Genomic DNA, 13208 nt, shown 5'->3' with positions numbered 1-13208 from the left:
CGCGCCGCTCCCGTGCCGATGCGCAGCGGTCTATCGACCGTACAGCACCTGCGCCTCGCAGTCCGGCCCCAGCGACTGCTGGATGCCGCGCAACAGGCGTTCGTCCGGCCGGATCGTCCAGCCCTCCGGCAGGCTGATATCGGCCTCCAGCCCGTCCCGGCGGTAGCACATGTGCACACGGCAGGGCCCCTCGCGATGCGCCTCCATCAGCCCTCGCAGGTGGGCGACCTGTTCCGGCACCACGCCCTCCAGGCACAGGTGCAGCGCCCGCGCCCACTGCGCGCGCGCCTCGTCCAGGCTGTAGACGGCCCGCGCCCGCATGCGGGTACCCCCGGCATAGTCGTCCAGCGTGACGGTGCCTTCCGCGACCAGCAGCGCGTCCGGCTCCAGGCGATCCTTGTACTGGGTGAAGTCGTCGTTGAACAGCACCACCTCGGCCCGCCCGCTGCGGTCGTCCAGGGTAACGATCCCCATGCGCCCGCTCTGCGTGTTGCGCACGCGCACGCCGACAATCAGGCCCGCGATGCGCACGGTCTCCTGCTTACCGCGCCATTTCTGGCCCTGCGTCTCGTCGGGGCGATCCTCCAGTTTGGCCTCCAGGGCCTGCAGGGTGGTCCCGGTCAGGCGCAGCAGCTCCGCCCGATAGCGCTCCACCGGGTGGCCGGTCAGATAGAGCCCCAGGGTGTCCTTCTCGCCCCGCAGGCGTTCGTCATCGTCCATCTCCTCGAGGGTGGCGCTCTCCGGGATGACGGCCGCGGCGGGGTCGCCAAACAGGTCGACCACCCCCAGGCTGGCGTTGCGCTCCGTTTGCTCCGCGGCCGCCACGGCCATGGGGATATCGTTCAGCAGCGTCGCGCGATTCGCGCCCAGACCATCCATGGCCCCGGCGCGCACCAGCGTCTCCAGCACGCGCTTGTTCAGCTTGCCCAGATCCACCCGCTGGCACAGGTCCACCAGCCCGTGGAAGTCGCCGCCCTCCCCGCGCGCCTTCAGCAGCGTATCGATTGCGGACTCGCCGACGCCCTTGATCGCCCCCAGGCCGTAGACGACGGTCTGCGCGTCACGACAGGTAAAGCGGTAATCGGACTGGTTCACGTCCGGCGGCAGGACTTCCAGCCCCATGTTGCGGCATTCCTCGATCAGCCCGACGACCTTGTCGGTGTTGTCCATGTCCGCGGACAGCACCGCCGCCATGAACGGGGCCGGATAATGCGCCTTGAGCCACGCCGTCTGGTAGGCCACCAGGGCATACGCCGCCGAGTGCGACTTGTTGAAGCCGTAGCCCGCGAACTTCTCCATCAGGTCGAAGATGTAGGTCGCGACCCCTTCGTCGACCCCGCGCCCGAGCGCGCCCTCGAGGAATATCTCGCGCTGCTTGGCCATCTCCTCGGGCTTTTTCTTGCCCATCGCGCGCCGCAGCAGGTCCGCGCCGCCCAGGGTGTAGTTGCCCAGCACCTGGGCAATCTGCATCACCTGCTCCTGGTACAGGATGACGCCGTAGGTCGGCTTCAGGATCGGTTCCAGATCCGGATGCGGGTACTCGACCTGGGCACGACCGTGCTTGCGGTCGATGAAGTCGTCCACCATGCCCGACTGCAGCGGCCCCGGCCGGTAGAGCGCCACCAGCGCGATGATCTCCTCGAAGCTGTCGGGCTGCAGACGCTTGATCAGATCCTTCATCCCGCCGGATTCCAGCTGGAACACCGCGGTGGTCTGGTAATCCTTCAGCAGGCGGAAGGTGTCCGGATCATCCAGCGGGATCGCGTCCAGGTCGACCCGCTCCTCGGCATCCATCTTGCGGACGTTCTCGACCGCCCAGTCGATGATGGTGAGCGTGCGCAGGCCGAGGAAGTCGAACTTGACCAGGCCGACCGCCTCGACATCGTCCTTGTCGAAGTGGGTCACCAGCGATGCGCCATCGTCTTCGCAGTACAGTGGCGAGAAATCGGTGAGCGCGGAGGGTGCGATCACCACCCCGCCCGCATGCTTGCCGGCGTTGCGGGTCAGGCCCTCGAGCTTCTGCGCGAGGTCGATGATCGCGCGGACCTCCTCGTCCTCGTCGTACAGCGCCTTCAGGTCCTCGCTCTCGGTCAGGGCCTTTTGCAGGGTCATGCCCAGTTCGAACGGGATCAGCTTGGCGATCCGGTCGACGAAGCCATAGCCATGGCCCAGCACGCGCCCGACATCGCGCACCACGGCCTTCGCGGCCATGGTCCCGTGGGTGATGATCTGCGACACCTTGTCGCGACCGTAGCGTTCGGCGACGTAGTCGATCACGTCGTCGCGCTTCTCCATGCAGAAATCGACATCGAAGTCGGGCATGGAGACGCGCTCAGGATTCAGAAACCGCTCGAAGAGAAGCTCGTAACGCAATGGATCCAGGTCGGTAATACCCAGCGCATACGCCACCAGCGAGCCGGCGCCCGAGCCACGGCCCGGGCCCACGGGGATGCCGTTGTCCTTGGCCCACTGGATGAAATCCGCCACGATCAGGAAGTACCCGGGGAACCCCATCTGGCAGATCACGTCCAGTTCCCGCTGCAGCCGCGCCTCGTAGTCCTCCTGCGGCGCAAAGCAGAAGCGCTCCAGACGGGCGGCCAGACCCCTCGCCGAGGTCTCGCGCAGGTGATCCTCCACCGTGTACCCCTCGGGCACCGGGAAGTCCGGCAGCACCGATTCGCCCAGGGTCAGACTGACCGAACAGCGCCGCGCGATCGCGACGCTGTTGGCCAGGGCCTCGGGAATATCCGCGAACCGCTCCGCCATCTCCTCCGGCGAACGCAGGTACTGCGCCTCCGAATAGCGCCGCGGCCGCCGCGGATCATCGAGGGTCACGCCGTCGTGAATGCAGACCCGGGCCTCGTGGGCCTCGAAATCTTCCGGACGCAGGAAGCGGACATCGTTGGTCGCCACCACCGGCAGGTCGAAGGCCTCGGCCGCGGCCAGGGCCTGCTCGATCCAGGCCTCCTCGCCCGGCCGGTCCGAGCGCACCAGCTCGAAATAGAAGCGCCCCGGGAAGCGCCGCATCCAGGGTTCCAGATCCTCGGCCAGCAGGGCGCGGGCGGTCCCTGAACCGTTCACGAACAACCCGTCGATGCCCCCCGACAGCGCGATCAGGCCCTCGGCCGCCGCGTCCAGCCAGGCACAGTCCACCCGCGGGATCCCCTTCTCCTGGCCTTCCTGCCAGGCCCGCGAGATCAGCCGCGTCAGGTTGCGGTAGCCGGGATCGTTCTGCGCCAGCAGCGTCATCCGTGCCAGGCTGCCGTCGGCGCGCGCATCGCGTACCAGCACGTCCGCCCCGATAATCGGCTGCACGCCCTGTGCGATCGCGGCGCGGTAGAACTTCACCAGCCCGAACAGGTTGCAATGATCGGTGACCGCGACGGCCGGCATGCCGCCATCGACGACGGCCTTCACCAGCGGCTTCAGCCGCACCAGGCCGTCGACCAGGGAGTACTCCGAATGCACCCGCAGGTGCACGAAGCCGGGATGGGCTTCGCTCATGCGCCGGCCTCCTGCTCCCGCGCGGCGATGGCACGCGCTACGGGCCCGAAGCTGCGCCGGTGCTGGGGACACGGACCCAGGCGCTCCAGGGCCTCGCGATGGGCCACCGTCGGATAGCCCGAGTGCCGATCAAAGCCGTACTCGGGGTAGTCGCCGTGGAGTTCACCCAACCAGCCGTCGCGGGCCACCTTCGCGATGATCGAGGCTGCACTGATGGCCGCCACCGAACCGTCCCCGCCGACGATGGCCTCGGCCGTCCAGGGCCCCTCGGGGGTAAAGCGCCCGTCGACCAGCAGGTGCGCGGGTGCCAGGGCCAGACCGGCCACGGCTCGCTGCATCGCCAGCAGAGTGGCGCGGTGGATATTCAGTGTGTCGATCTCCGCGGCCTCGGCCCGCCCCAGCGACCACGCCAGCGCGTCCGCGCGGATCTGTACGTCCAGCGCCTCCCGGCGCCGGGCACTCAGCTTTTTGGAGTCGGTCAGGCCGGGACAGGCGTAGTCCTGCGGCAGAATCACGGCCGCCGCGACCACCGGCCCGGCCAGCGGCCCGCGCCCGACCTCGTCCACGCCGGCGACGTGGCGCTGCGCTGCCTCTGTCATGGAGTCTCCACCACGGTGAACTGCGGGCAATCATCCGAACACGACCATGCGCCGCGCCGGGGATCCGTTACAATAGCGCCGAAAATCCTAGCACACCCCCTCCGGATCCGAGCCTACCCATGTCCCAATCCCCGTTACGCTGCGCCGCCATCGGCGTGGGCCACCTCGGCAGATGGCATGCCGCCAAGTACGCTGCGCTGCCGGATACCGAGCTGGTGGCCGTGGTCGACGCCGACCCCGAAACCGCCCAACGCGTGGCGGCCGACAACGACTGCCGCGCGGAGACCGATCATCGCGCCCTGATCGGGCAGGTCGATGCGGTCTCCATCGCCGCCCCCACCACCCTTCACTACGACATCGCCCGCGATTTCCTCGAGGCCGGCTGCCACGTGCTCGTGGAGAAGCCCATCACCGCGACCCTGGAGCAGGCCGAGGCCCTGAACCGGATCGCCGAGAAGCAGGGCGTGGTACTCCAGGTCGGGCATCTGGAACGCTTCAATGCCGCCCTGCGCCGACTGACCGAGAGCCCGCTGCATCCCCGATTCATCGAGTCCCATCGCCTGGCGCCCTACAAGCCTCGCGCCACCGATGTCTCGGTCGTCCTGGACCTGATGATCCACGACATCGACATCATCCTGTCGCTGGTGGACGCGCCGCTGACCGAGATCCGCGCCTCCGGTGCCCGGGTGCTGACCGGCGACATCGACATCGCCAACGCCCGCCTGGAGTTCGCGAACGGCTGCGTCGCCAATGTCACCTCCAGCCGCATCAGCACCAAGTCCGAGCGCCGCATGCGCATCTTTCAGTCGCATGCCTACGCATCCGTCGACTTCCAGAATCGCATCCTGTCGCTGAACCATATCGGTGACCCCGATCCGGAGACCGGTGCCCCGGCCATCCATCGCGAGGAGAGCGTGTTCGACGAGGCCGATGCCCTGCTCGCCGAGATCCAGGCCTTCGTGGCCGCGGTCCGCGGCCAGGGTCCGGTCGTCGTCAGCGGCCGCGACGGCCAGCGCGCTCTGGAGACGGCCAGCCGCATCACCGACCTGGTCTATGAAAACCTGAACATCATGAGCCGGGCCGACGGCCCGCACAGCCACCTCGATGCGAACCCCACAGGAGTCAAGCCGTGATCCCGATGGTCGACCTGCAGCGCCAGTACCAGAGCCTGCGCCCCGAAATCGATGCCGCCCTTCAGGACGTGCTGGCCGGCGCCCGTTTCATCCTGGGCCCCAATGTGCAGACCCTGGAACAGGAACTGGCCGACTACCTCGGCGTCGAGCACGCGATCACCTGCGCGTCGGGCACCGATGCCCTGCATCTGGCCCTGGCCGCGGCCGGGATCGGCCCGGGTGACGAGGTCATCACCACCCCGTTCACCTTCATCGCCACGGCCGAGGCCATCCGCTACGTCGGGGCCGACCCGATCTTCGTGGACATCGACCCGCGCACCTTCAACATCGATCCGGATCAGGTAGAGGCTGCGATCACCGAACGCACCCGGGCGATCCTGCCGGTGCACCTGTTCGGCCAGCCAGCCGACATGCCACGCCTGCAGGCCATCGCCGAGAAGCACAAGGTGATGATCGTGGAGGACTGTGCGCAGTCCTTTGGCGCGACGGTCGACGGCGTGCAGACCGGTGCGGGCAATGCCTTCGGCTGCTTCTCGTTCTTCCCCAGCAAGAACCTCGGGGCCTTCGGCGACGGCGGCCTGGTCACCACCAGCTGCCCGTCGTCCGCCGAGGCCCTGCGCCGTCTGCGCAATCACGGTTCCAGCGAGCGCTACTACCACGACGAGATCGGCTACAACAGCCGGCTGGACGAGATGCAGGCCGCGATCCTTCGGGTGAAGCTGCCGCACATCGATACCTACAACGCGGAGCGCCGCCGGGTCGCCGCGCGCTACCGCGACGGCCTGGCCGGCCTGCCCGTGGAGGTGCCGTTCGAGGACGGTATCGGGACCCACGTCTACCATCAGTACACGCTGCTGACCGATCACCGCGATACCATCATGGGGGCCCTCAAGGCCGCCGAAGTCGCCTGCGCGATCTACTACCCAGTGCCCCTGCACCAGCAGAAGGCCTTCGCCGACCTGAAGAATCGCCCGGAATCGCTGCCCGTCACCGAAGACATCGCCGCGCGCTGCCTGTCGCTGCCCGTGTTCCCGGAACTCGAGGACGCGACCATCGACATGATCTGCGGGAAGATCCGCGAAGCCCTCGCATGACGCCACCCCGCCCCGCGCCGACTGGAGCCCCGCTCCGGCAATGACGCAGCATGTGGTGATCTGCGCCGGGGAAAGCTCGGGAGACGCCCTCGGGGCGGGGCTGGTCCACGAGCTCTCCGCGCTCGAGCCCGGACTGCGCTACTCGGGCATGGGCGGGACACAGATGCGGGCCGCCGGCGTCGACACGCTGATCGACGTCTCCGAGCTCGCGGTGGTCGGCCTGGTCGATGTGCTGGTGAACTACCCGCGCCTGCGCCGGCTGTTCCGGCGCATGAGCCGCCATCTCGAAACCGAGCGTCCGGACCTGCTGGTCCTGGTCGACTACGTGGAGTTCAACCTGCGCCTCGCGGCACATGCCCGCCGCCTCGGGATTCGCGTGCTGTTCTACGTCAGCCCGCAGCTTTGGGCCTGGCGCTCCGGGCGCATCAAGCGCATTCGCCGCTGCGTCGACGCCATGGCGGTCCTGTTCCCGTTCGAGACCGAGGTCTACGAGACCGCCGGCGTACCGGTGCGCTATGTCGGCAACCCGTTGGTGGACCGGGTGCAACCGCCGCAAACACCGATTCGGGAAACGCTGGACCTGCTGCCCGAGACGCGACTGGTCGGCCTGTTGCCCGGCAGCCGGAGCGGCGAACTGAAGCGCCACTGGCCCATGCTCGTAGACACGGTCCGGCGCATCCATGCCGCGCATCCGGATGTACGGTTCGTGGTTTCGATGGCACCCGGGGTAACGACCGATCGCTTGACCGAGCTCGCGGCCTGGGACGACCTGCCCCTGCAGTTCGTGGGAGGTGATGCGCAAACCCATTCCCTGATGGCCGGGGCGGATCTCCTGCTGATTGCCTCCGGCACAGCCACGCTCGAGGCCGGACTGCTCCAGGCCCCGATGCTGGTCTTCTACCGGATGGGGGCCGTGAGCCATGCTGTCTTCTCGCGCCTCGTTCGCCTCGAGAACATCGCCCTGGTCAATATCGTCGGGGGCGAGCGCCTGGTACCCGAGTACCTGCAAGAAGATGCCAGCCCCGAGCGCCTCGCGCGGGATGCCATGAGCCTGCTCACACACCCCGAGGAACGGTTGGCCATGCGTGAACGGCTGGCCCGCGTGCGAGAACGCCTGGGGGATGGTGGGGCCGACCGCCGCGTCGCCGAAATGGCGCAGGAACTCCTCCAGCACGGCCATCTGTTGACTAGGGAGACGCTGATTTAATCACAGAGGACACGGAGTGCACGGAGAAGGGAAAGGTCAAAGGCGGTATACAGGAAGCTGGGAAGGCAGGAAGGGGTTACAGGGGTGAGGCGCCGGTGGGCTCGGGGGCATCTGGGAGCTCCTGAGGGAGCGTGGCTGCGAACGTAGCGCGACTATGTTCCGTGAGACGGGGCGCCCTCGCCGTTCGCCACGTCGCTTTGTGACCGAAAATGACGAATGGGTCGCCCCCGGATCACATACCGGTGATGGCCCATTCACTTTGCGGTTACAGCAACGGTCCGCCAGAAAGGCCCGTTTACTGAAACCATCTGAATCGGAATTTCTTCGCCCCTTCCGACCTTCCTGTGAATCGCCTTTGCCCTTCTCCGTGCACTCCGTGTCCTCTGTGGTTCAATGACCGAGGGAGTTGGAGCGCAAAGATCAGTGGGGGCGGCCGCCGCGCAGGATGCCGCGCCGGCTGCCACGGACAAACCCGATCAGGTTGCGCACCTCGGGGACGTCGGTCTCCTCGAACATCGTGTCGAGGTGGCTCTCGCGGCCGGCCCGGCCGCGCATGCCCTGAATGAATACCCGATGGAGCGCCTGGATGGCCTCGTTGGAAAAGCCATTGCGCTTGAGCCCCACCTTGTTGATCCCGATCAGACGCGCGTAGTTTCCGCTCGCCAGGCAGTACGGCGGCAGGTCGCGGTTCAGGGCGGCCCCCATGCTGGTAAAGGCATAGGTCCCCACCCGGCAGAACTGATGCACCAGGGTGAACCCCCCCAGTGTTGCGTGATCCTGGATCTCCACATGCCCGGCCAGCGAAGTGGCGTTGGAGAAGATGATGCTGTTGCCAATGGTGCAGTCGTGGGCGATGTGCACGTACGCCATGATCAGGTTGTCGTGCCCGATCACCGTTTCGCCCAGCCCCTTCTCGGTGCCCCGGTGCAGCGTCACCGATTCGCGGATCACGTTGCGGTCACCGATCACCAGCCGGGTCGGCTCGCCGCGATAGCTGGTGTCCTGCGGCTCCTCCCCGAGCGAGGAGAACTGGAAGATCCGGTTGTCGCGCCCGATCTCCGTGGGCCCGTTAATCACCACGTGCGGCCCGACCCGGGTCCCGGCGCCGATCTTCACGTTGGCACCGATCACCGAGAACGGTCCGATCTCCACCGAGGAGTCGATCTCGGCACTGGGGTGGACGTCGGCCCGCGGATCAATCACGCCGGAATTTCCTGGCCGGAACACATCAGTTGTGCGGTGGCGCAGACATCCTCGCCGACCTTCGCTACCGCATCGAAGCGCCAGATCCCGCGCACCGTCCGCTTGAGATCGACCCGCAGGTGAAGCTGATCGCCGGGCACCACCTGACGTCGAAAACGCGCCTCGTCGATGCCGACGAACAGGTAGAGCTGCTGCTTGTCCTGATTCTCGTTGCGCGCCTCTTCCGTCTTGAATGCCAGGAGCCCGGTCGCCTGGGCCAGGGCCTCGAGGATCAGGACCCCCGGCATCACCGGCTTGATCGGGAAATGGCCCTGAAAATACGGCTCGTTGATGCTGACATTCTTGATCCCCGTGAGATAGCTGCCCGCCTCCCACTCCAGCACCCGATCCACCATCAGGAACGGGTAGCGATGCGGCAGGTAGCGCATGATCTCCTGGACGTTAAAGTCATTCACGCCGGTGTCCTTTTTCTGATTCTTGAGATGCCGCATACGGACCGCTGCGCGGACGTGCAATACGACGTTCGATCGGTTCTTCGCCCGTACATGGGCCAGAACCGGCTGTTCCCGGGACGGGATCGTCCCCCTAACGTGCCAGGCGTCGCAGCCGTGCCAGCATGCGATTCCACAGCCGCGCCTCCTGATGCGGCACCCCGGACGCGTAGTGACCCGCCCGGTCGATGGAGCGCGTAACCAGCGTCATCGCGTGGATCGTCACGTGATCCGCAATGGAAAGATGCCCCAGGATCCCGGCGCCGCCCCCGATCGCGCAATGGGCCCCGATACGGGCACTCCCCGCAATGCCCACACAGCCGGCAATGGCAGTATGGTCGCCAATCTCGACGTTATGGGCAACATGAACGAGGTTGTCGATCTTCACACCGGTGCCGATGCGCGTCGCCTGCAGCGCCCCGCGATCAATGGTGGTATTGGCCCCGATTTCCACATCCGAACCGATCACGACGCGGCCCAGCTGCTCGATCTTCTCCCAGCCGTTGCCGCCGGCCGATGCGAAGCCGAAGCCGTCGGCGCCGATCACGCAGCCGCTTTGCAGGATGCACCGTTCCCCGACCTCCACCCCGTCTAGCAGCGTCACGCGCGGGTGCAGGAAGGTGCCGGCCCCAATGGTGACACCCTCGCCGACCACACAATGCGCGGACACCACGGCCCCCGCGCCGATCACCGTCCCGGCACCAATCACGGCGCCGACCGCGACGCTTGCATCGGCCGCCACCGAAGCACCGGGATCGACGAACGCACCCGGATGTACGCCCGCGGGCCGCAAGCGGCGGCGGGCGCCGAGGCACTGACTCGCACGTGCATAGCCCAGGTAGACATCCTGCAGCACAATCAGGGACCGCCCGGGAATCACAGGCAGGTCCGCGGTTGCGGGCACCAGGATCACGCCCGCAGCACAGTTCTCGATTTCTTCGGCATGCCGGTCCGGGTCGGTGACGAAGGTCAGATCCCCGGGTCCGGCTGCGGCCAGCGGGGCCAGCCCCGCAACCCGCCGCTCACCCTCGCCGACGAGCCGCCCGCCCAGGGTTTCCGCCAGCTCGCGGGCGGTATACCCGCCGTCAGTCGCGCTGCATTGCGGCAAGGATGTCGTCCGTGATGTCGATGCGATCGCTGGCGTAGAGCACGTTACGCTCGGTGAGGATCAGGTCGATGTCGCGTTCGCGGGCGAGGTCGACAATGGCATCGTTGATACGCCGCTGGAGCTTGGCCAGCTCCTCGTTGCGACGCACGTTCAGGTCCTCGCTGAAGCTTTCCTGGGCCCGCCGGAACTCGCGCGAGCGCTGCGAGAACTCGCGCTCCAGATCTGCCCGTTCCGACGGATTCATCAGGTCCCCGTCGCGCTCCAGCCGGTCCCGCAGGCGCTGCAGCTCCTCGCGCTCCGCCACCAGCTCGGAATCGCGCGGCGAGAATTCGCGCTCCAGCTCGCGCATCGCCTCCTCCGCCTGCGGCGAATCCTCGAGGATCCGGTTCATGGTGACGAAGGCCACGTTCTGCGCGCCCGCCGCCGCCGGCAGCACCAGCCACCCGCTGACGACCATCATCACGATCACCCACCAGGCGAGCCCGGATCTCATACCGCCTCCCGATGCCCTGGCATCGTTTGCATCGACCATCTTCAGAAACTGGCCCCCAGCAGGAACTGGAAGCGCTGCAGATCATCACCCGGCTGGTCGTTGAACGGCTCGGCCACACTGAAGCTCAACGGCCCCACCGGGGAGAACCAGGTGACCGCGACCCCGGCCGACGCGCGCAACTCGCTACTATCGAAATCCGACACCTGATCGAACACGTTCCCGGCATCCACGAAAGTACTCATGCGCACCGCGTCGTTGTCGGCGGCAAACGGCATCGGGAAGAACAGCTCCGCGGACAGCGTGGTCCGGAAGCGACCCCCGTAGGGATCGTCGTTCGAATCACGCGTCGCGGGCTGGCCATCCCGCAGCGGGCGCAGGTCGCCCAGGCGGTTGTCCTCATACCCGCGCACGGAGCGAATGCCGCCGGCGAACAGCCGTTCGTAGAACGGCACCTCGTCGCCCCCGTAGCCGTCCGCATAGGCCAGCCCGGCCGACAGACTGAAGGAATAGCGATCGGACAGCCGGAAGATCTCCTGGCCCGAGTACGTCAGCTTGTAGAACTCGCGGTCACTGCCCGGAATCGCCACTTCCAGTCCGACCCGGTGCCGCCGACCTTCCGAGGCGAAGGTCGTGCTGTCCCGAGTATCATGGACGTAGCTGGTCTCGAGCTTGTAGAGATTGGCCGTGTCACCGAATTCGTCCAGTTCGTCAATGATCTCGTCCGGCGTCCCGATGCGCGTCTCCGACGCCTCGACCGTCTCGATTTCGATGTTCTCGAAACCGGGCCGGACCTGGATGCGGTCGAATTCCGACAGCGGGATGCCGTAGGTCACGTCGAAGCCAAAGCGGTTCGACGAGTACCGCGAGATGTTCGCCTCCTCGGCATCGATCTTGCGATAAAACACGGAGAATCCGCGGCTCGCGCCGGACGGCGTGAAGTGCGGATTGGTCACGCTCATCCGGAACAGCTGGTTGACCTTGCTGGTACTGACCTCGGTCGAGAAGCGGTTCCCGGTCCCGAGAAAGTTGTCCTGGGTCAGACTGGCGGTCAGCAACAGGCCCTGGTTTTGCGAGAAGCCGGCCCCCAGGGACAGGGCCCCCGACTGCTGCTCGGTCACGGTGATGTTCAGGTCCACCTCGTCATCCGTACCGGCGACCCGCTCGGTCTCCACGTTCACGCTCTGCACGAACGGCAAGCGCTGGATGCGCACCCGCGAGCGCTCGATCAGCGCGCCGTTGTACCAGGCGCTCTCCATCTGGCGCAGCTCGCGGCGGTAGACCCGCTCCTCGGTGTTCTGGTTGCCGGTAATGCGGATGTTGCGCACATACACGCGCGGCCCTGGGTCAACGAAGAAGGTAATCGCGACCTCACGGTTGTCCTCGTCCACATCGGGGACCGGGTTCACGTTGGCGAAGGCATAGCCCTCGCGTGTCAGCCGCTCGCTGATGCGCTCCGCCGACTCGGTGATCTGGCTGCGCGAGAACGGCGCGTCGATATCCACCTCGATCAGGTCTTCCAGCTCCTCGCGCGGGATCACGAACTCGCCAGCTAGATCCACGCCAGTCACCGTGTAGCGCTCGCCCTCGTCCACGTTGATGGTGATGAACAGGTCCTTGCGATCGGGCGTCAGGGTGACCTGCGTGGAGTCGATGTCGAACTCCAGGAACCCCTGGTCGAGGTAATGCGAACGCAACTGCTCGAGGTCTCCGGAGAGCTTTTCGCGGGAGTAATTGTCGCGGCGACTGAAGAATGCCCACCAGCGGGGCACCCCGGATTCAAAACCGCGGGTCAGCTCGCGCGTGCTGTAGCTCTCGTTGCCGACCACGTTGACCTGGCGGATCTTCGCCACCGGCCCTTCCGCGATATCGATCTCTACGTCCACGCGGTTGCGCGGCAGCTCGACGATCTCGACATCGATCTGGACGTTGTAGCGGCCACGGGCGAAGTATTGCTGGCGCAGTTCGCTCTCGATACGGTCCAGCATAGTCCGGTTAAACACTCGCCCCGAGCGCAGGCCCGCGGAGTTCAGGGCCTCCCGCAGCCCGTCGTCCGGGATGTCGCGGTTGCCGGAGAAGTTGATTTCGTTGATGGCGGGGCGTTCCGAGACGATCACCACCAGCACGTCACCGCGTCGCGCGATCTCGACGTCGTCAAAGAAACCGGTCTGGAACAGCTCGCGGATCACCTCCGGACTGCGACTGTCGTCGAAGGTATCGCCCACCTGCACGGGCAGATAGCTGAGCGCGGTGCCGGCGGTGATCCGCTCGAGCCCCTCGATCTCGATGTCCTCGATCTCGTAGGCCTGCCCCCAGGCCGTCCCCGCCAGGCCCAGCAAGCCGATCAGGGCCATTCCTCTCAAGCTGTTTCGCGCCATG

General features: G+C 66.6%; 10 protein-coding genes. 3 read left to right on the top strand and 7 right to left on the bottom strand.

Going from position 1 to position 13208, the window contains the following annotated elements:
• Positions 1–30: 30 nt before the first annotated feature.
• A complete protein-coding gene (gene dnaE / locus F627_RS0109180) occupies positions 31–3504 on the bottom strand; it encodes a DNA polymerase III subunit alpha (RefSeq protein ID WP_019583897.1) in 3474 nt (1157 codons plus the stop codon).
• Positions 3501–4103 carry a ribonuclease HII gene (rnhB, locus tag F627_RS0109175; RefSeq protein ID WP_019583896.1) on the bottom strand — a complete coding sequence of 201 codons (603 nt, stop codon included), beginning with the start codon at positions 4101–4103 and terminating at the stop codon, positions 3501–3503. Before rnhB ends, dnaE begins: the two co-directional genes overlap by 4 nt.
• 119 nt (positions 4104–4222) lie before the next feature.
• Here rnhB and F627_RS0109170 point away from each other — a divergent pair, with 119 nt between their 5' ends.
• From F627_RS0109170 to lpxB, 3 genes are read left to right on the top strand one after another with little or no spacing between them, the layout of a single operon-like run.
• A complete protein-coding gene (locus F627_RS0109170; RefSeq protein ID WP_018866981.1) occupies positions 4223–5236 on the top strand; it encodes a Gfo/Idh/MocA family protein in 1014 nt (337 codons plus the stop codon).
• Positions 5233–6330: a DegT/DnrJ/EryC1/StrS aminotransferase family protein gene (locus F627_RS0109165; RefSeq protein ID WP_019583895.1), complete on the top strand. Its 1098-nt coding sequence runs from the start codon at positions 5233–5235 to the stop codon at positions 6328–6330. The genes F627_RS0109170 and F627_RS0109165 overlap by 4 nt, the downstream gene beginning before the upstream one ends.
• 40 nt (positions 6331–6370) lie before the next feature.
• Positions 6371–7537, top strand: coding sequence for a lipid-A-disaccharide synthase (gene lpxB / locus F627_RS0109160; protein WP_018875556.1), 1167 nt, complete (start codon positions 6371–6373; stop codon positions 7535–7537).
• A gap of 420 nt (positions 7538–7957) precedes the next feature.
• Here the strand turns inward: lpxB and lpxA are convergent, their stop codons facing one another.
• The 5 genes from lpxA to bamA all read right to left on the bottom strand — a co-directional run bounded on the left by lpxA (position 7958) and on the right by bamA (position 13207).
• A complete protein-coding gene (lpxA, locus tag F627_RS0109155; RefSeq protein WP_018866984.1) occupies positions 7958–8740 on the bottom strand; it encodes an acyl-ACP--UDP-N-acetylglucosamine O-acyltransferase in 783 nt (260 codons plus the stop codon).
• Positions 8737–9231 (bottom strand): 3-hydroxyacyl-ACP dehydratase FabZ, encoded by a 495-nt coding sequence (gene fabZ / locus F627_RS0109150; RefSeq protein ID WP_019583894.1) that lies wholly within the window; start codon positions 9229–9231, stop codon positions 8737–8739. The genes lpxA and fabZ overlap by 4 nt, the downstream gene beginning before the upstream one ends.
• 94 nt (positions 9232–9325) lie before the next feature.
• Positions 9326–10339: a UDP-3-O-(3-hydroxymyristoyl)glucosamine N-acyltransferase gene (gene lpxD / locus F627_RS0109145; protein ID WP_019583893.1), complete on the bottom strand. Its 1014-nt coding sequence runs from the start codon at positions 10337–10339 to the stop codon at positions 9326–9328.
• Positions 10317–10832: an OmpH family outer membrane protein gene (locus F627_RS0109140; RefSeq protein WP_018866987.1), complete on the bottom strand. Its 516-nt coding sequence runs from the start codon at positions 10830–10832 to the stop codon at positions 10317–10319. The genes lpxD and F627_RS0109140 overlap by 23 nt, the downstream gene beginning before the upstream one ends.
• Before the next feature lie 41 nt (positions 10833–10873).
• Positions 10874–13207 carry an outer membrane protein assembly factor BamA gene (bamA, locus tag F627_RS0109135; protein WP_369771499.1) on the bottom strand — a complete coding sequence of 778 codons (2334 nt, stop codon included), beginning with the start codon at positions 13205–13207 and terminating at the stop codon, positions 10874–10876.
• Position 13208: the final 1 nt, after the last annotated feature.

It is taken from the genome of Thioalkalivibrio sp. ALE16 (assembly GCF_000381305.1).
Lineage (GTDB): Bacteria > Pseudomonadota > Gammaproteobacteria > Ectothiorhodospirales > Ectothiorhodospiraceae > Thioalkalivibrio.
The sequence above is the reverse complement of the archived record's forward strand: the minus strand, read 5'-3'. Positions and strand labels throughout refer to the sequence as shown.

What these genes read in the sequence shown, in the direction of transcription:
- dnaE (WP_019583897.1), bottom strand. Translation starts at nt 3,504, where the DNA reads ATGAGCGAAGCCCATCCCGGCTTCGTGCACCTGCGGGTGCATTCGGAG.
- rnhB (WP_019583896.1), bottom strand. Translation starts at nt 4,103, where the DNA reads ATGACAGAGGCAGCGCAGCGCCACGTCGCCGGCGTGGACGAGGTCGGG.
- F627_RS0109170 (WP_018866981.1), top strand. Translation starts at nt 4,223, where the DNA reads ATGTCCCAATCCCCGTTACGCTGCGCCGCCATCGGCGTGGGCCACCTC.
- lpxB (WP_018875556.1), top strand. Translation starts at nt 6,371, where the DNA reads ATGACGCAGCATGTGGTGATCTGCGCCGGGGAAAGCTCGGGAGACGCC.
- fabZ (WP_019583894.1), bottom strand. Translation starts at nt 9,231, where the DNA reads ATGCGGCATCTCAAGAATCAGAAAAAGGACACCGGCGTGAATGACTTT.
- F627_RS0109140 (WP_018866987.1), bottom strand. Translation starts at nt 10,832, where the DNA reads ATGAGATCCGGGCTCGCCTGGTGGGTGATCGTGATGATGGTCGTCAGC.
- bamA (WP_369771499.1), bottom strand. Translation starts at nt 13,207, where the DNA reads ATGGCGCGAAACAGCTTGAGAGGAATGGCCCTGATCGGCTTGCTGGGC.